The organism is Bacteroides xylanisolvens (assembly GCF_018289135.1).
Classification (GTDB): Bacteria; Bacteroidota; Bacteroidia; order Bacteroidales; family Bacteroidaceae; genus Bacteroides; species Bacteroides xylanisolvens.
The window spans coordinates 4,381,212-4,400,224 of sequence record NZ_CP072216.1 but is presented as its reverse complement, the minus strand read 5'-3'; the positions used below and the strand labels follow the sequence as shown (position 1 = coordinate 4,400,224).

11 protein-coding genes are annotated in these 19,013 nt (G+C 41.8%); 1 reads left to right on the top strand and 10 read right to left on the bottom strand.

Annotation, left to right across the window (positions count from 1 at the left end):
• Nucleotides 1-34: 34 nt before the first annotated feature.
• Nucleotides 35-2,320 carry a beta-glucosidase BglX gene (gene bglX, locus INE92_RS18600; protein WP_008643910.1) on the top strand — a complete coding sequence of 762 codons (2,286 nt, stop codon included), beginning with the start codon at nucleotides 35-37 and terminating at the stop codon, nucleotides 2,318-2,320.
• Nucleotides 2,321-2,547: 227 nt separating this feature from the next.
• Here the strand turns inward: bglX and INE92_RS18595 are convergent, their stop codons facing one another.
• The 10 genes from INE92_RS18595 to INE92_RS18550 form a co-directional block, all read right to left on the bottom strand.
• Nucleotides 2,548-4,950: a glycoside hydrolase family 3 N-terminal domain-containing protein gene (locus INE92_RS18595; protein ID WP_008643912.1), complete on the bottom strand. Its 2,403-nt coding sequence runs from the start codon at nucleotides 4,948-4,950 to the stop codon at nucleotides 2,548-2,550.
• A gap of 263 nt (nucleotides 4,951-5,213) precedes the next feature.
• Nucleotides 5,214-5,693, bottom strand: coding sequence for a pyridoxamine 5'-phosphate oxidase family protein (locus INE92_RS18590; protein ID WP_004298553.1), 480 nt, complete (start codon nucleotides 5,691-5,693; stop codon nucleotides 5,214-5,216).
• Between the two features lie 84 nt (nucleotides 5,694-5,777).
• Complete coding sequence (rnr, locus tag INE92_RS18585; RefSeq protein WP_008643914.1) at nucleotides 5,778-7,934, bottom strand: ribonuclease R; 2,157 nt, start codon at nucleotides 7,932-7,934, stop codon at nucleotides 5,778-5,780.
• 240 nt (nucleotides 7,935-8,174) lie between these two features.
• Nucleotides 8,175-9,323 (bottom strand): FISUMP domain-containing protein, encoded by a 1,149-nt coding sequence (locus tag INE92_RS18580; RefSeq protein ID WP_118160984.1) that lies wholly within the window; start codon nucleotides 9,321-9,323, stop codon nucleotides 8,175-8,177.
• 35 nt (nucleotides 9,324-9,358) lie between these two features.
• Nucleotides 9,359-10,492 carry a fibrobacter succinogenes major paralogous domain-containing protein gene (locus INE92_RS18575; protein ID WP_008643925.1) on the bottom strand — a complete coding sequence of 378 codons (1,134 nt, stop codon included), beginning with the start codon at nucleotides 10,490-10,492 and terminating at the stop codon, nucleotides 9,359-9,361.
• 3 nt (nucleotides 10,493-10,495) lie between these two features.
• Nucleotides 10,496-11,536 (bottom strand): BACON domain-containing protein, encoded by a 1,041-nt coding sequence (locus INE92_RS18570; RefSeq protein ID WP_195436391.1) that lies wholly within the window; start codon nucleotides 11,534-11,536, stop codon nucleotides 10,496-10,498.
• A gap of 7 nt (nucleotides 11,537-11,543) precedes the next feature.
• Nucleotides 11,544-12,860: a DUF4302 domain-containing protein gene (locus tag INE92_RS18565; RefSeq protein ID WP_004317015.1), complete on the bottom strand. Its 1,317-nt coding sequence runs from the start codon at nucleotides 12,858-12,860 to the stop codon at nucleotides 11,544-11,546.
• A 12-nt stretch (nucleotides 12,861-12,872) separates the two neighbouring features.
• Complete coding sequence (locus INE92_RS18560; RefSeq protein ID WP_004317016.1) at nucleotides 12,873-13,769, bottom strand: zinc-binding metallopeptidase; 897 nt, start codon at nucleotides 13,767-13,769, stop codon at nucleotides 12,873-12,875.
• Nucleotides 13,770-13,791: 22 nt separating this feature from the next.
• Nucleotides 13,792-15,360 carry a RagB/SusD family nutrient uptake outer membrane protein gene (locus tag INE92_RS18555; protein ID WP_004317017.1) on the bottom strand — a complete coding sequence of 523 codons (1,569 nt, stop codon included), beginning with the start codon at nucleotides 15,358-15,360 and terminating at the stop codon, nucleotides 13,792-13,794.
• A gap of 23 nt (nucleotides 15,361-15,383) precedes the next feature.
• Nucleotides 15,384-18,974 carry a SusC/RagA family TonB-linked outer membrane protein gene (locus INE92_RS18550; protein WP_074704319.1) on the bottom strand — a complete coding sequence of 1,197 codons (3,591 nt, stop codon included), beginning with the start codon at nucleotides 18,972-18,974 and terminating at the stop codon, nucleotides 15,384-15,386.
• Nucleotides 18,975-19,013 lie beyond the last annotated feature (39 nt).

The window sequence follows — 19,013 nt, the reverse complement described above, 5'->3', positions numbered from 1 at the left end:
CAGAAGAAAGAATAATATAAATACAAAACAGAATATGAGAATAGGTAGATTTTTGCTAACAGCAGTGATTACAGCGTCTGCTTTCACTGCTATGGCTGCCCCGCAAGCCGATAAAGATAAAATGGATCAGTTTATTGACAACCTGATGGGGAAGATGACTTTGCAGGAAAAGATCGGTCAGCTCAACCTTCCTGTGTCGGGTGAGATTGTCACCGGGCAAGCTAAGAGCAGTGATGTGGCCGGGAAGATAAGGAAAGGTCAGGTCGGTGGTCTTTTCAATGTAAAAGGAGTGGAGAATATTCGGGAAGTCCAAAAGATTGCCGTAGAGCAGAGCCGTTTGAAAATTCCTTTGTTGTTTGGTATGGATGTCATTCACGGATATGAGACTGTTTTTCCTATTCCTTTGGCACTTTCCTGTAGTTGGGATATGGAGGCTATCAAAGAATCTGCCTGTATAGCCGCAAAAGAATCCAGTGCCGATGGTATTTGCTGGACTTTCAGTCCTATGGTCGATATCTGTCGTGATCCCCGCTGGGGACGTATGGCTGAAGGCGGAGGCGAAGATCCTTATTTAGGTTCGGAGATTTCGGCAGCCATGGTAAAAGGTTATCAGGGTGATGATCTGACAGATAAGAACACCATTATGGCTTGTGTGAAACACTTTGCCTTGTATGGTGCACCCGAAGCCGGCCGTGATTATAACACAGTAGACATGAGTCACCTAAGTATGTTCAACAATTATTTCCCTCCTTATAAAGCAGCTATTGATGCTGGTGTGGGTAGTGTGATGACTTCTTTCAATGTGGTTGACGGTATTCCTGCTACCGGCAACAAATGGCTGATGACCGATGTCTTGCGTGACCGTTGGGGATTTGATGGTTTTGTTGTGACAGACTACACAGCTATTTCCGAGATGATTGCTCACGGAATGGGAGATCTTCAACAGGTATCTGCCATGTCACTTAGTGCCGGAACCGATATGGATATGGTTGCAGACGGTTTCCTTACTACTTTGGAGAAATCTCTCAAAGAAGGGAAAGTGACAATGGCTGAAATAGATAAAGCCTGCCGTCGTATTCTTGAAGCGAAATACAAGCTCGGATTGTTTGATGATCCTTATAAATATTGTGATGCAAGCCGTGTGAAGAAAGATATCTTTACGGCAGAAAACCGTACCGTAGCCCGTAAAATAGCTACTGAAACATTTGTGCTTTTGAAGAATGAAAACAACCTGCTTCCATTACAGCGTAAAGGCAAAATAGCTCTTGTTGGCCCGCTTGCCAATACAAAGGCCAATATGCCGGGTACATGGAGTGTGGCAGCTGCTTCTGACAAATACAATTCCCTGTATGAAAGCATGAAGCAATCATTGGCAGGTAAAGCGGAAGTGCTTTATGCCAAAGGTTCAAATCTGATGTATGATGCTCAAAGAGAGGCGGAAGCTACTATGTTCGGTCGTGAAATGCGTGATCCGCGTAGTGCGCAGGAGTTGCTTGATGAGGCTTTGAATGTAGCTTCCCAAGCAGATGTGATTGTGGCGGCAGTTGGTGAATCGTCTGAAATGAGTGGTGAATCCAGCAGCCGTACTAATCTTGAAATGCCGGATGCGCAGCGTGATCTTCTGACAGCATTGAAAAAGACAGGCAAACCGGTTGTACTGGTCTATTTTGCCGGTCGCAGCACTGTGATGACTTGGGAACAGGAAAATTTCCCGGCTATACTGAATGTATGGTTCGGAGGCAGTGAAGCAGCCGACGCGATTTGTGATGTAGTATTCGGAGATGTTTCTCCGAGTGGAAAACTGACTACGACCTTCCCGAAGAACGTAGGACAAATTCCTTTGTATTACAACCATTTGAATACAGGTCGTCCTTTAGAGGCAGGAAAGTGGTTCAGTAAATTCCGTAGCAACTATCTTGATATAGACAATGATCCTCTTTATCCATTTGGATATGGATTGTCATACACCACATTCCGTTACGGTGATCTTCAACTTAGCAATAACTCAATGAATGAAAGGGGGAAGATAACCGCCTCTGTCACTGTCACCAACACGGGCAACTATGATGCTGACGAAATCGTACAAATGTATATTCGTGATATGGTAGGGAGTGTAGCACGTCCGGTGAAAGAATTGAAAGGCTTCGAACGTATCCATTTGAAGAAAGGGGAAAGCCGCACTGTCTCTTTCGATATCACAGCAAAACAATTGAAATTCTATAACAGTGCGCTGAATTGGGTATGTGAACCGGGAGAATTTGAAGTGATGGTTGGTGGAAATAGCCGCGATGTACAAACAAAGAAATTCAGTTTGCAATAATACATATATGCTAAAATGACGTTTTCACTAAGGTTAGTCTAGGTATATTCATCAAATATGGTCAAACGATAGAAAGAGAATGAAGTCTCAATTTATTGTTTGACCATATTTTAATAAGTATTTTAAATCAGAAGTTGCTTTATAAATTCAAGGCTTTTCAAATACTCTATTCTTTTTAAGTCATCCGGTACAGAATTATTAGTGGTTACTTTTTAGTCTATTCAAGTTTATTGGACCTCAAAACTCCCCTTCAACCGTATATCCTGTGAAGAAGCTCCCACCATCACCGAGAAACTTCCCGGCTCTACCGTAAACTGATTATTCTTGTCCCATAATCCCAAGTCTTGAGGAGTAAGGGTAAAGCTGACGGTTTGTTCTTCACCCGGTTGCAAATGAATACGTTCGAAACCACGCAATACTTTATCGTAGGTGGTAACGCTGCTGAAATCATCCCGGATATAAAGCTGGACTACTTCATCTCCTGCTTTCTTTCCTGTATTCTTCACAGTACATGAAAGAGTGATATTTTCCTGCGGACCGATCACCGGTTTAGATATTTTCAAGTCTGAATATCCGAAGGTCGTATAGCTTAAACCATATCCGAAAGGATAAAGTACACCGTCTACACGGACTTTCCCTTTAGAGTCAGAACCCGGCTTGAATGGGAATGCAAAAGGAATCTGTCCCACAGATTTCGGGAAAGTGACAGCCAGACGCCCTCCCGGATTATAGTCTCCGAAAAGAACTTTAGCGATGGCATCTCCCATAAATTCTCCGGGGAACCAGGCATGGATAATGGCAGGAACGTATTTGTTTGCCCAGTTGATGGTTGCTGCCCTTCCGTCCACCATCACTAGAACGACAGGTTTACCTGTTGCATAAACCGCTTCCAATAATTGTTGTTGCCGTCCGCAGAGGTCAAGATTGGTACGTGAAAACTCTTCCCGAACCGTTTTCTCATTTCCACCCAGTACAAGAATAGCGATATCCGAAGCTTTTGCTAATTCTACCGCTTCATGAATCATCGCCTGCTCTTGTGTATCTAATGGAACATTGTACAGTTCGCTCTCCGGGAAATATTTATCAATAATGTCACAGCCTTTTGCATAGCGAACTTCCGAGTTAGGCAGATATTCTTTGATTCCCTGATATACAGTCTTAATAGACGCATTGGCAGGACCATATCTGCAAGTCAGCTCCTTCACTTCTTCCGCATTCGGACCAATCACAGCTATTTTTTTGAAGTTCTTGGATAACGGAAGCATCTGATTCTTATTCTTCAAAAGAACGACAGACTCCAAAGCGGCTTTCATAGATACTGCTTTATGAGCGTCATTGTGTACGACTGTCTCCGGACGGCGGTCATCACCGGGATATGGATTATCAAAAAGCCCCATCATAAACTTGACACGCAGAATCTCACTGACGCGTTGATCGAGCGTATGCAAAGAGACTTTACCTTCGTCGATAGCACGACGCAACGGAAGAATGAAATCTTGCGGGGGAGTAAAGTTGGTACGGATATTCAATCCTGCATTGACCACTTGTGCCGCCATCTCTTCTTCAGTCGGGGTGATACGATGTTTGGTGTGCAGAAACTCTACCGCCTCACTATCCGATACTACATATCCTTTGAATCCCCATTGCTGACGCAGAATCTCCGTGAGGAAATGATAGCTTCCGGAAACTGGCTCCCCGTCATAATCATTATACGAACTCATCACTCCTAGAGCACCCGCTTCCTGAATACCTTTGCGGAAAGGTTCCAGATAAAGAGTCTTCATCTCACGCGGGGCCACGTGCGGATCCGTACGCGTACCTCCGTCGCGTCCACCGACCGGGATGCTATACACGGCGAAATGCTTGGGAGTAGCAACAATACCTTCGCTTTGCAGACCGAGGATCATCTGTTTTCCCAATTCGCCCGCCAGATACGGATCTTCTCCGTAACTTTCTACCACACGTCCCCAGCGAGGATCTTGTGCAATATCCAGAATAGGAGAATAAATATTGGTATATCCCAATGCTTTTGCCTCATTTGCAGTGACTTTCGCAATTTCCCGGATCAGTTTCTTGTTCCACGTGGCACCTTGCCCGCATTGAGCGGGAAACATGGTAGCCCGGTCGTGACATAATCCGCGTATTCCTTCATTGGTGAAGTCCACCGGAATGCCCAGTCGTGTCTGTTCCACAAACCAGCGTTGAATGGTGTGTCGGTTCTTTACGCTGTTGGCATACGGATAGGAGATTTCAGAACCGAATTTACCCAGTCCGTTCGCCTGCTCATCAATATTTCCGATACCGTCCTTCCAAATTTCCGCTGACCATCCGGCAGTAGGCCATGCATCTTTCAATACCCGTCCCGAACCGTAGAGAGTAGCCATCTGACAGGTTTTCTCTTCCAGTGTCATTTGCGAAAGCAAATCCGCGATGCGGGCTTCGATAGGAGCGGAGGGATCTTCGTATACATCCTTTATACCGTTTTTATTGAAGTCGATCCAGGTTTTTTTGTATATGTCCTTTGAGTTGTTGCCGGATTTGTTATCAGTAGGTTTGTTGTTTGCCGAGATACTTTCGGAGTAGATACTTCCGGCAGATACTAACAGTGCGAGACATAGTAATTTCTTCATAATTTATTTTTTTGCAAGAGTACTTATCTATTTTATTTATGTTGCAAGTATACAAAAAGAATTTGATATGAGAGGATAGAATAGTCTTTATAATCACCTTTACTCTCACACCTGTAATGTCGATGGATAAAGAGATACAGGCAATGGTGGGGGTGTGAGGGTAAAAGTGATCTAAACTTTTGTTTAGAGAAATTAATTTGGAAATACTCTACAATGCTTGTTGAATACTCTACTCAATTATTGTCGAAAGCCGGAAAACCGCTTCATGGCTTTTCGTTGGCTCGCAGACCGAAAACTTTTCCTGTCATCTGATTGATACGTACTTGCCATACTTTGACATTACGTACCGCAGGATCGGAATAGTTGAACTCACTATCTGTGTAATGACGCATGATAATATCCAATGCACGGCGTTTCTCGTCTATCTCTTCGATGAATTCTACTTGCCCCCGACACATCGCGCTTTCCGAACGCATACTGTAACTGCAGGCTACCTTTTCGTGTTGGTAGACAAGTTTATGTCCAACGCTGAAAGTGATGCATACATTATTATTATGTTCTAGCATCTCCAACTTGCTGCCTTCAGGACCCGAATGAAGATATATGATGCCATTCTCATAACCGAAGTTCATCGGAACTACGTAGGGATTACCTTCCAAATCAGTAATGCCTACAAAACAGGCATCGCAATGGAGAATAATGGACTCGATTCGTTGTTTATCTTCAATAATGACAGTTTTCATAATGGCTGTTTGGCTTACCACAGAGGACACGGAGTACACGAAGTCTTTTTACTTCCTGATTTCTTAGCGTACTCTGTGGTGAATTTACTTTTCTATTAATTCAAAATCCAATTGTTTCTTTTCCAGATTGGCACGAGCTACCCGAACAGTAATAGCGTCTCCCAAACTGTATATTTTGTTTTTGCGGCGTCCGCGAAGACAATAGTTCTTCTCGTCGAATTCGTAGTAGTCATCATCCAGATCACGAACAGGGACCAGACCTTCACATTTGTTTTCGTTCAATTCTACATAAAGTCCCCACTCGGTTACGCCGGAGATTACACCGTCGTAAATCTGCCCCAGACGTTCGCTCATAAATTCCACCTGTTTATATTTGATGGAAGCACGTTCGGCATTGGCTGCAATTTGTTCCATGTTCGAGCTGTGGTCGCAGAGGTCTTCGTACTTAGCTTCGGATACGCTGCGTCCTCCGTCCATATACTTCGTCACCAAACGGTGTACCATCATGTCCGGGAAACGGCGGATGGGAGAAGTAAAGTGAGTGTAATATTCGAAAGCTAGTCCGTAGTGACCGATGTTATGGGTTGAGTAACGTGCTTTTTGCATGGCGCGGATGGATACGGTTTCTATCAGGTTCTCTTCTTTCTTTCCGTGTATGTCGTCCAATAAATGGTTGATGGATTTTGAAATATCAGTCTTCGTTCCGCTTGTACGCACTTTGTAGCCGAAGCGTGCGATGAACTGTGACAAGTTCTCCAACTTCTCCGGATCGGGTAGGTCGTGGATACGGTAAGGAAGCACTTTGGCTTTCTTGTTCTTCGGCACACATCCTATCTTTTCTGCTACGGTCTTGTTAGCGAGCAACATGAATTCTTCCACTAGTTTATTGGCATCTTTTGACTCCTTGAAGTAAACGCTGATTGGTTTTCCTTTTTCGTCAATTTCGAACTTCACTTCGTAGCGGTCGAAGTTGATAGCTCCTGCAGAGAAGCGTTTTTCGCGCAGTGCTTTGGCAATCGTATCTAATGTGAGTACTTCTTCTTTGAAGTCTCCTTCTTTTGTTTCTATGATTTGTTGTGCCTCTTCGTAGGTGAAGCGACGGTCGGAGTTGATAACCGTATGTACGATGCGTGAGTCTCTGACTTCTCCTTTTTCCGTAATATCGAAGATAACGGAGAAAGCTAGTTTTTCTTCGTTCGGGCGGAGTGAACAAATGAAGTTACACAACCGTTCGGGAAGCATCGGGATGGTACGGTCTACCAGATAAACGGAAGTTGCCCGCTTTTCTGCTTCCTTGTCGATGATGCTGCCTTCTTTTACGTAATGTGTCACGTCGGCAATGTGTACACCTACTTCCCACAATCCGTCCTTTAGCTTACGGATGGAAAGTGCGTCGTCAAAGTCTTTGGCATCTTTCGGGTCGATGGTGAAAGTTGTTACCTTACGGAAATCTTCGCGTTTGGCAATCTCTTCTGCTGAAATCTCGGCAGGAATCTTATCTGCTGCTGTCTCTACTGCTTTTGGATATACATACGGCAGACCGAATTCCGCAAGAATTGCGTGCATCTCTGTGGTATTGTCACCGGCCTGACCTAATATATCTATTACTTGTCCGATAGGATTCTTTGCCTTGTCCGGCCATTCGGTTACTTTCACAATGGCTTTATCTCCGGTCTTTCCGCCTTTCAGCTTATCTTTTGGGATGAAAATATCATTGGCTAATGTACGGTTCTCTGTCACCAGGAATGCGTATGACTTAGCTACTTCCAGTGTGCCGACGAATGTATCGTTGGCGCGTTCCAATATTTCGATGACTTCTCCTTCGGCCTCTCTGTTCTTCCGTTTGGCATAGAAGGTGATCTTTACCTTATCGTTATTCATCGCATGTGCGGAATTACGTTCGGCCACGAATATCGGGTCGCCCCCTTCTTCAGGAATAAACGAGTTCTTACCGTTGCTCTTCCGTTGGAAAGTACCTGTCATCTCCGTTCCGTGACTGTTCAGGCGGAACTTTCCTTTTTCTATTTCACTGATATAATCGTCAGCTAAAAGGTCATGTAATATATCGACGCATAACATTTTTTGCGGATGGGTAGTGAGACGCAGTTCCGAAAATATATATTTCATACTTAAGGTCTCGCTGGATTTGGCATGGAAAAAGTCTATTAATAACGCTGCCAGCTCTTTCTTACTCATTCTCTTGCCGGCCTTTTTCTCTTTCTTTTCTTTCTTTTTTGCCATAATGTAGTCTTTTAAAATATCTAGTTACAAAGATATATAATAAAATGGAAGAACATTCAGAATTTGTTTTATTTCGTGATATTGGATATCGACTAATTATATGTTTGAGTGAGTTGATAACTAGGTGTAAAAAGATATATTAAAAGGGAAGCATATCTCCCGACATACTTCCCTTATCTTTAAGAGAGAATTTATTAATTCTGTAATGAACTAATTGATAAATGTTTATCTATAATATAGTTAATCTTTTACGCAACGTACTGAAAGGCCACGTTTTACTTGTATTCCTCCTTTATCAGAAGAATAACCTAACCCATAACTCATATTACTGAAATATACAGTTCCTGCTCCGTAAGTAGCTTGGTCTGTGCTCCAAAAGTCTGTTCTACTCTGTGACTTAGGCGTTTCAAAACTTCCGCTCTGATAACATTGTCCGGCAGGTATAACATTAAAGCCATAGGTGTCACGTGGACCTTTAGCGAGATCAGGATTTTCATCTATCATGCCGGATTCTCCCCAACCGTCAGCATCCAGTTTTCCTGTCAATGCTGACCAGACGTTTTTACAGTCTTTATCGGAGTATTTATTTCCTTCATCATCTGTCCATACATTACCTTCAACTGGTGCTAATTCATCTGCAACAAAACTTTCTAGTTTTTTCCACTCTGCTTTGCTGGGTAGATGCCATCCGTTAGGACAGATTCCTTGAATGCCGCTTGGTATGGCATCCGCATTTCCACCGGTTGCGTTCTTTTGGTTCATAGCGGCATACCAATTATACAAGACTCCGTATGTCTTGTATTCTTTCGTGGCTTTAGCTGCATTTACATCTTTGCCATCATAGTTGAAAACAAAATAGAGCGGATCTCCATCACTGGTAGCGGCATCTTCCGGTTTGCTAACTGATGGTAAATAAGCCAAGTTCTCTGCCATCCATATTTGTTCACCAATTGTAACAATTTTGTATTCATGATTATCCCGTGGGTCAATCATCTTTCCTTCTTCCGGTTCTGGGGTTGGTTCGGTCTTTTTTAGTGTGACATTTACTTCACTTGTCGCCATGGCACCTTGATCGCCTTTGACGGTCAGTTCAATTTTTAGTGCTCCTACGGCTTGACTGGCTTCGAATGTGTATTCATAACTAAATGGAACAGAAGTTACTTCTGAAATTTGTTTGTCTCCGATTTTAAGAGTAACATTCGATATTTGACCAATGTCAACAGTTGCTTCTCCTTTGATTGTCATCTTTTCAGCTATGTCTATCGTTGCTCCTTCGGTAGGAGAAGATATGGCACATGTTACATGTTGTTCTGGAGCGGGATCATTGTTGTCATCACCGCAAGCCGTTAGTCCTAAGACTAAAAATAAAAGGAATCCTAACTTCTTCATAATTGTATTTTTATTTAGTGAGTAATAATATATGGTTAATCTTTGATACAACGAACGGGGAGTCCTACTCCCGGATTAAATTCTGCATTGGTTACAAATGTGTGGAGGTCTGACCACATACGTACGGTAATACCAAATTCTGGTCCCATTTGTACTCCCGCTGTTGAACTCCACCAACCCGCACTGTAGGCTGAATGCATCCAATCTTCGTCGCCTGCACAAGCACGGAAACCTATAGGCAGACCATTGAATAAGGTTGCATTATTCTTTTCCATCTCAACTCCAACCCAGGTTGGCTGTGGTTCTATTTCTGTGTATTCCGGCATCATCCACATCGTTGTTGAAGCTAGAGCCTTTGCTAGGGCTGTTTCATCTACTTGACCATCATTCATAATTGCTGCCATTCCGGAATCTAATACGTATTGAGATAATTTTTGCCATTCTTTTTGAGAAGGAATATGCCATCCATCAGGGCAAACTCCTTTTATTATACGTGTTTCATCGGGACCTAAAGCCGTTTCGTTTTGTAGAGCAGCAGGTAGGTTGTAGTAAGCTCCATATGCATTCAGGAAACCTTTTCCAAGTTCTGTTTTTGCATCATTATCAAACATTACGTAATATCTTGGTTCGGTTGAGGACACATCAAACTGTTGCTCTGGTAGATAGCGTAAATTTTCTGCCATCCATAACTGGTCTGCAAGTTGTACGGTTTTGTATGTATTTCCATCACGGGTATCGGTTAGCACTTCTCCATATTGAGGGGGAGCAGGCCTGTTTCCTTGTTCTGTTGTCACTGTAATAGTTGCCAAGGCACTACCTTCGTGATCTCCTTTAACTGCTAACTCAATTTTCAGTTCTCCCGGTTCGGCATCTTTGGAGAAGGTATACTCATAATAGAATGGAACTGAAGTGATGTCAGTGATAATCTCTTCCCCGACTTTCAGTTCTGCAGAAATGATTTTACCATAGTTTGTAGTCCCTTCTCCTCTGATAATCAGTTTGTCTGACATAATAACGGTTGCGCCATCAGTTGGCATAAATATCTCACAGCTTACCTGTTGGTCCGGAAGTATTTCTCCTCCTCCGCCTGCTGTGCTATTGTCATCTTTACAGCTTGCACCAAGTAATCCTAATGCCACAATAAAGCTAGTTAATAGTATCTTTTTCATATGTTATTGGATTATGTCTTCTTTAAATAGAATACAGTTAATAAAAATGGACAGATTGTCTATAACCTTCTGCAGTTCTGCATCTTCATATACCCGGAAAACAAAACCGAAAGGATCACTTTCTTTTATTCCGGAAAAAGCGAAAACGAATGTTCCGTCTGTTAACATTACGGGGCCTAATGAGATTGTTACAGAAGGATCTTTTACATAATATAGGTCAGAGCTAAGAATTTCGAATGAGAGATATAAATTGTCCTCGAAGACTCCTAGGTTTTGACCGGCCCCAAAAGCCAGGCAATTGTCTACGGCTTTTGCTTTCAGTTTGTAAGGCAATCCGGTTAGCATGTTTGAAAGCAGGTATGTTCCGTTTTCCTGTTTTTCAATGGTGACATCTTTCAAACCGTAATTCATTTGCCCGTCTGAAAACATACCTTGCCATGTTCCGGTAAGCTCGTCAACATCATATTGTATTACCTGATAAGAAGCCGATCTGTCTTTTGCTGCCACATTGACAATAGCTCCTCTCATTTTTCCGGAGGTATTTTCTTTTACCTTGAAATTTATTCCCTTCGCATTCTGTTCAAATGACAACCATTCTTGAGCTTCTGCAGGTATGTCTATTGTATAATCGAAAGAACTTTGCAGTTTTATTGGCAGAGTAGCTGCTTTATTGTCGGTACGGAGCATCCATTCGTCTTTGCCGAAGATGAAAACAGCTCCGGATTGATTGATGTTGAATGCTTCTGTCTTTACTCCGTTACTGATTGTCAATAAAGCATTTCTACCGGAGTACCCGGTATTTTCTTTTACTTCGAATACCACTTCATTAGGATTTACTTCTTTCAGCACACACCAATCGACGTCAACATCTGCTGTTATATTTCCTGTTGACTGAAGTTGTATGTATCCTTTTCCGCCGGTAGCTTGGAAATTAGTATTTACAGCTTTGATTTCTAACTTGGATTCGCTGCTTTCCGTATCATTGCATCCCGCTATTGCTACGCTGCAAAGTACAAATAAGAATATATTAAAAAGCTTTCTCATAATCGTATTAATTACTTTCGTTTTCTTTTACCATTAAGATTGAGTTATACCAGCTCCAGTAACCCATTAGTCCGGAGGTTGAATATTCATCAGATGAATAAGCCCAGATTATCAATGATGTAATTTCCTGGCTTGCTTTATCCGCAAAGTAAAAAGTGAAAGGGTTGCTGTTTGTCGTCACATTTACCAATCCGTTGCGTAGGCGTGATGGCAGACTTAATTCTGTGTGGGCATAGCCTTCCACACCTGCCGCGCACGCAAAGTAATAAGACGATGAAGAAGTCGAACTTATACTTTGTGAATCTAAAACTAGTTTTCCGCTGGCTTTGTCATACTGGAGGGTGAAGTTGAATCCGCCAATACTTTTCAGTGTATAACTTTCTCCTCTGACTTTAGGAGAGATGGTTACAGATTGCGAAGTTGGCCCTTCGTCATAATCGTCAATCGTTGCAGTGTAGGTACCGATATAGTCTTCATATTGTAGATAGTTTTCGGGATAATATTCTTTAAGTACGATGTCAGTTGCTCCTGCGTCGGTACAAACAAATAGTCTGGACTTTCTATCCCATTTGAAGTTTTGGACTTCAAGTCCGTTGACATTGTACGGGGATTGTAACTTTAATCCTTTTTCTGTGTAGATATAGGGTAAACTTCTTGCACTACTATAATCGGCGCTGTAAGCGGAGAATGTAGCCATTGTGCCATTGTTGCGTATAAAGTAATTCAGTACTTGTCCGCCTTTCTCCATGCGGTATGTATTTAGAAAAGCATCTTTCTCAATGTTAATGATATCTTCAATCTGAATACGCCATGGTATATCTTTGGGCATAGGCGTCATCTCCATTATGTTTTTGTATTTTTTTCCTTGCAGAATTACTTTGTCGGGAGTTGCGCTCATTATAATAAACTCGTAATCCCCTCCTAGGTTCATGTTCAGGCCTAAAGGACCTGAAAACATATGGATCAGTGGGTTGTATGAATCGAAAGTGAGCATTGTGCTTTGTTCCGATTTTACTTGATACAGAGAGGTTATTATAGTTCCCGGTTTATAGCTTTCTGCGCCTGTTTCCGAAGCCATTTCTACCTGCTTCCCGTCAAATTTCATTAGTAAAGTGACTGCACCTGCAGAATAGTTGCTTCCTATGTAATATTCCAGTTTCCAGCCGTTCGGCACATCTTTAAGAATCTCCTGGCATTTGATTACATCGGCTGTGGCTCTATTGGCAGATGATTCGTCGAATATTTCTTCTTCGGAGAAAAGACAAGATTGCAAAACAATGCAGGCCAATGCCAGAAGTGTGTATATGGATAGATATTTCTTCATAATTTTCATATTTTATTCAATAATACTTAAGTCTACATAGCCGTTTGCTATGTCATCCTGGCGTCGTAGAACAATCTCGCGTAATTCGTCCAGATTGATTCCCCAGGTTTGTTCCATATAACTATAGACTATTTCGAATTTCTGCTTTATGAGTGCACGGCCGTTTTCACCGGCATTTTGCAGCATGTTATTCCAGTAGTCTTTGGTATTTGTGACATACACTGCGATGTTCTCCACAAAATCTTCACGTGATTCACTCATTGCATAAGGAGTGACAAATCCTTGTTGCCATGCATTGCGGTCGGCTCCCACCATATACCAGTCGCTACCGATGTAGGCATTTTCCGTAATACGGTCAAAGGCCGGATCGTAGTTTTTAGTTTGATGCAGAATATGTGCGAACTCATGGTGCATTGTCTGGAAATAGTAGTCGTTTAACAGGTTAATATCTATTTGGTCGGGATTGATGTCATTTACATTGTATAATGTAATTTTCATGCCGCCTTCAGCTGTTCCTAATACCATAGTTCCATTGTCTTCATAGGCGGGGGAACCGATAAAGTGGATTGTCTTAGGAATATATTGGCGTAAGAAGTTCGGATTACCTGTTGCTTCATCGTATGCTTCCAGCCACACATGTTTGATAATTTTAGCCAGTACCACAGACTTTTTGTATTCGGCAGGTGCTAATATGTGTGTCATGTCGCTCTCGTTATCTTCCATGCGATATTTTAATGCAATGTTGTATGGATGGGTATAATTGCCTAATATCCATTTGTCGAATGGGTTACGATCTACTTCTTCTGTGGAGAAAATGCTGTTTGCTTTGTCTACGTCTTCGTCATTGTTGCAAGCACCCAGTCCACAGGTCAATGTCATGATTAAACTGTATATGATATATTTCTTCATATTTTTTTCCTCCTAAAGTTATTTAGTCATTTCTTGGATTTGGTTGCATACCTGCTGTAATGACACTGGCCGGTAGCTGAATTGCACGTCTGGGGTCATTCGTGTCCATCTTGTCGGTGATATTCACCAAGGTATAACCTTCATAATAGCGGCGGTAGATTATAATGCCATAGCGTTTTATATCTTGCCATCTAAGCCCCTCTTCTAAGGTTAGCAGACGTCTTGCATGTAGAATACAATGTATTAGATTCTCCTGCATTCCTTTTTCTACTACAAAATCCGGATGCAATTCCTTTTTTACTGTCGGAGCTTCCGGTGTGTAATATTTTAGTCGGGCATAAAAATCATTGATTGTCTCCTTGGTCAAAGTTTGGGTGTTTTTTGTAAAGGCTTTCTGCCAGGCATCTATATCGGCGGCAGCTTCGTCATAACGTTTTAGTAACGTGTAGGCTTCAGCTCGGCAAAGCAATGCTTCGTCGGTGGTAAAAGCAGGATACAGCATATAGCCGATCCAACTGTTGCCCGACGTGAATTGCTGATAGATAACTAAGCGGCGGAATCCGTTCTTTATAGAGCCACCGGGTGAAAATGGGATCTGATGATAACTTGACTGATCTCCCCATGGACCTTCGGATTTACAACTTTCCGAAGCAGTAATATTGTTCATGCAATACCTTTCGCAGTTGGCATAACCCGGATCGGAAACCAATGGCCAATATGAAGCTGCTGATATTACCATTAGATTGGCACGGTTATCTGCATCTACATAAGCGTTCGGCTGTATATTCTTGTTGGGAGATAAAGCTCCTAATGCAGCCCAGTCACGTAAATATTGGGACGCATTATTACCGAGTACTATATTGGCATAATTGATAACTTTCTGACAGTTGGAAAAATCCGGTTGTGTATAATATAGATAAAAGCGGGCTGCAAATGCATAAGCGGCCTTCTTATTAAAATGATATTTTACCCGTGAGTAAATATTGTCATCAATTAAAGGCAGTCCTTCTTCTAAATCGGCTGCAATATTTTCGTATACTTCAGCAACTGTTCCGCGTGAGTATTGTGGATTTACAGATGTTTCCGGTTCTTTTATGTAAGGTATACCCAAGTCTTTGTCTCCATTTGTACCATACGCTTTGCAGAATGTGGTAGCTAATACAAAATGATTGTATGCACGGCATATCAAAGCTTCGCCTTTTTGGGCTGATAATGATTGAGGATTTCCCATCTGCTCAATAGCCGCCAAGGCTTGGTTGGCTGATGCAATCGAGTTATAACAGTCATTCCATAAAGCATGAGGAGAGTCCTGATTTTCTTCAGTCGTTTGTTGCCAACGGTACAAATGTTCGTTTAATCGGAAAAGGTAGCTGTATGCTCTGCTATTTTCATCGATATTGTCACTGTAAAATTCTCCTATGTGGCAGTTGGTAGTCATAGGATATGCAGATACCAGAACTTTAGTAATACTTTCTTCAGTAGTCAATTCGGTTCGGTTATCCGGCATTTCATCTAAAAAGTCACTACAGGAAGTTGTTCCCAAGCATAGAGCTGAAATGAGTGTTGTATATAAGACGTTTCTGTATTTCATCATTTTTATAATTATCTGAATGGTTAAAATCCTAATCTAAGAGTCAATGTAAACTGACGAGGTACAGGGGAAGCTACTCCACCGGTATTGAAGAATTCCGGGTCCTGTCCGTTGAGTTTTTTATCTGCATAAATCAGGAATAAATTGGTAGCCTGAAGTTTCAAAGATAAATTAGATATCTTTGCTGGTGCAATCCATGATTGGGGGAAGTCATAGGACAAGGATATTTCCTTCATACGGATAAAGTCTCCCTTGGCAATTCGTTCTGTAGAATAATTGTAGGCATTATATGCATACATTAAATCTTTATTATCTTCATATTGGCGTTTCGAGATAATAGCGGGGATATTCGTGCGTTTTTCATCACCTGGCACTGTCCAGCGATTCTTGAATTCGCGTGGCATAGAAGATAAGTCACTGTATTGATAGCTGAAACATGGATTCAAACGTACTACATTACCAAATGAATAGGTGATGAATACATTCAGTTTGAATGCTTTATAAGTGAAAATATTACCAAAACTTCCTGTTATGGTAGGATCAGTAGGACCTTCATATTTTAGGTAGTCTATGTTGTCACGTGTCTGAAAATCAATATCGGTACTGGTTATTTTTCCATTGATATTATACATCGGGATACCATTTGAATTTAGGCCGACAAATGGAATGGAAAACAAACCACGTACCGGGTAACCCTGACGGGCAAAACCGTAACCTGAAACTAAATCCATTACGCTGGAACGGGCATTCAGTTCTGTAACTTCATTTTTTGCTTTGGAAAAGATGAAGTCTGTATGCCATGAAAAGTCTTTCGACTGGATATTCTTACTTGAGATGGTGAACTCGATACCATGTGATTTCATGGAAGCTATATTGGCATATTTGTAGATAGAACCGCCTACTCCTTGTGTCGGGGTAATACCAATCAGGTCATAGTTGTTGCGTTTATACCAGTCGATCGAAAAATTGATCCGGTTGTCTAAGAATCCCATGTCGGCACCGAGGTTCAACTCATGCTTTTTTTCGTAGGTTAATTCACTGTTTTCAGGATCAGATACATAAAGTCCTGTTTCCTGTCCGCTGGTGAAAGGACGAAATGGTGAATAACTAGTGATTATGGCATGTGAGTTGGTCACATATTCCGGTCCTCTATCGGCTGTTAAAGAGTAGGATGCTTTGAATGTTAAGTGTGACAGTACAGAGCTGAATGTCTTGAAGAAATTTTCTTCATGTACATTCCATGCTCCTGACATATTCCATGTAGGAAGCCAGCGGGAAGAACGGCTTTTTCCCATGCGATTGGTGCCTTCATAGCGGAATGTTCCGTTTACTGTATAACGTCCATCATAAGAATAAGTTGCGTTGGCAAAGCCTGCTACACTTCTTGTTGTTGTATGGTTTAATCCATAATAGCTTTCACCGGATTCAATGCCCTTCTTGAAGAATTCATATACATACGATGGTATTTCACCCATTGTATATTGCATTCCCCATCCTTGAAAATAATTTTGCATACGTTTCAAATCATTTACTTCCATACCGGCGAAAAGATTGGTTATATGCTTTTCTGCAAATAAATGATTCCAGGATGCTGTGGCACGGAAGTCTACCCCCAACATACGATAGTCCTTACGCTGGTAAATACCTCCTTCCGGTAGTATACTGATAGGCAAAGCATACGGATTATCCGGATTGGTATACAATAAGTTGTTTTCGTCACGAATGGTAGCGTCGTCCATTCCTGTGCGATAAGCGGTTGCCTGATTCGAGTGATCTTTGATGTTGTGTTCTTGTGAAGAAGCCTGATATCTGACTGCTCCTAATGCACTTAGCTCTAATTCCGGAAGGGCTTTCCATTTTATTTCTCCTTGAAATTTAACATCAGCTACATTCAAGTCCATATAATTGTTATCCAATTCATGGAGGATATTGAACGGTGCATAGTTGGCTGTATAGTCAACTGTTGGATCTAGTGCGCGTGATGTATTTAGTGCATACGAATAGGGATTGATGTCAAACTGACGGGTAACTTCTCCACTTGCTGCATTAACCTCTGAACTTAGTGTCCCGGGGGCTTTCTGTTTACGGTAGGAAGCACTGGAGATCAGGTTTATAGATAAATTCTTATATATATTATATGTTGTATTTAAATTAGCAGTATAACGTTTTACTTCACTTTGTTTATACCATCCCGGATCTGACATCGCACTTAATGAAGCATAGAATGAAGACTTTTCAGTTCCGGAAGTGATGCTGACCGAATGGTTTTGTGTAACGTTGTTGGAAAATAAGGTATTGAACCAGTCGGTATTTCTCATTTCCGCTTCGCGCAGGTAAGCATTACGTGCTTCCGGCGTGTTGGCAAGTCCGAATTGTCCTGTAACCGGGTTATATTGATTGATTAATTGATACATACGTCCATATACACCACTATCTTTGGCACGGTAAGTATCGCTGTTATTAAGCCATCCTTTCTGCTCCATCTCTTTGTAGATTCCCATTTGTTCCTGCGAATTCATAATGTTGAATTCTTTATAACTGGGAATCATACGGGTTGTAAATTCACCGGTATAGCTCATTTTGCTAACGCCGGCTTTTCCCTTCTTGGTTGTTACTACAATAACCCCTGCCATGGCTCGTGCGCCATAGATAGAGGTTGCTGATCCGTCTTTCAATATTTGAAAGCTCTCGATATCATCTGAATTCAACCCGGCAATGGCTGAACTGATTAGCGTCTCTGCATCACCGGAAGATAAGTCATCCGGACCTACGTCAATAGCATCCTCCATGATGACTCCATCTACTACCCATAATGGCTTTGAACTACCGAAAATAGATGTGGCACCGCGTACCCGAATTTTCGGGGCAGTACCAAACGTGCCGGAAACATTTTGTACAGATACGCCTGCGGCGCGTCCTTCAAGTCCACGGCTGATATCAGGCAAACCATCTAGTTTCACTTCATCTGCGGACAATTGTTTGGTTGCTCCTGTAAACAGGCGTTTATCCATTTTTTGCATACCTGTTACTACTACTTCTGATAAAGTTTGTACATCAGGCATTAATGTAACATTCATAGTTGGGGTAGGAGTCAGATCTTGTGGCTTCATTCCTATATAAGAAAATTGTAACAGGGATTTATTGGATACATTTTCTATCGAAAACTTTCCGTCTATGTCTGTTAATACACCGGACTTGCTTCCCTTGATGACAACAGTTGCACCGATGAGAGGCTGTCCGTCATCACCGGAAATTACCACTCCTTTTACATTGAATACTTTCGCTTGTTTGGAAGGACCTTTGGAAGTAATTGTGATAAATTGATCTTCAATATGGTATTCTAGTGGCTTATTGGCTAAGATAATATCGAGAGTCTGCTCTATACTCTTATCTTTGACAGAGCCGGAAACGGTGAATTTCTTGACATCGTCATACGTAAATAGGATTTTGTAGCCGGAGAGTTTTTCCAGACGTTTAAGTACGGACGGCAATCGTTCGTTGCTAATCTCAATCGTGATTTTCTTTTGTGATTGCGTTTGAGCATTAACTTGGTAAGGCTGGAAGCACAATACGCATAGAAAACACACAATAAATAAGTTCCAATTATTTCTCATACGTTTGTTTTTAATAACACTATTTGGATATGTTTATAT

Bases quoted from the DNA above. Each gene is read 5' to 3' on its own strand.
- INE92_RS18575 (WP_008643925.1), bottom strand. From the start codon at position 10,492: ATGAAAAAGATACTATTAACTAGCTTTATTGTGGCATTAGGATTACTT.
- INE92_RS18565 (WP_004317015.1), bottom strand. From the start codon at position 12,860: ATGAAGAAATATCTATCCATATACACACTTCTGGCATTGGCCTGCATT.
- INE92_RS18580 (WP_118160984.1), bottom strand. From the start codon at position 9,323: ATGAAGAAGTTAGGATTCCTTTTATTTTTAGTCTTAGGACTAACGGCT.
- INE92_RS18560 (WP_004317016.1), bottom strand. From the start codon at position 13,769: ATGAAGAAATATATCATATACAGTTTAATCATGACATTGACCTGTGGA.
- INE92_RS18555 (WP_004317017.1), bottom strand. From the start codon at position 15,360: ATGAAATACAGAAACGTCTTATATACAACACTCATTTCAGCTCTATGC.
- INE92_RS18570 (WP_195436391.1), bottom strand. From the start codon at position 11,536: ATGAGAAAGCTTTTTAATATATTCTTATTTGTACTTTGCAGCGTAGCA.
- INE92_RS18595 (WP_008643912.1), bottom strand. From the start codon at position 4,950: ATGAAGAAATTACTATGTCTCGCACTGTTAGTATCTGCCGGAAGTATC.
- rnr (WP_008643914.1), bottom strand. From the start codon at position 7,934: ATGGCAAAAAAGAAAGAAAAGAAAGAGAAAAAGGCCGGCAAGAGAATG.
- bglX (WP_008643910.1), top strand. From the start codon at position 35: ATGAGAATAGGTAGATTTTTGCTAACAGCAGTGATTACAGCGTCTGCT.
- INE92_RS18550 (WP_074704319.1), bottom strand. From the start codon at position 18,974: ATGAGAAATAATTGGAACTTATTTATTGTGTGTTTTCTATGCGTATTG.
- INE92_RS18590 (WP_004298553.1), bottom strand. From the start codon at position 5,693: ATGAAAACTGTCATTATTGAAGATAAACAACGAATCGAGTCCATTATT.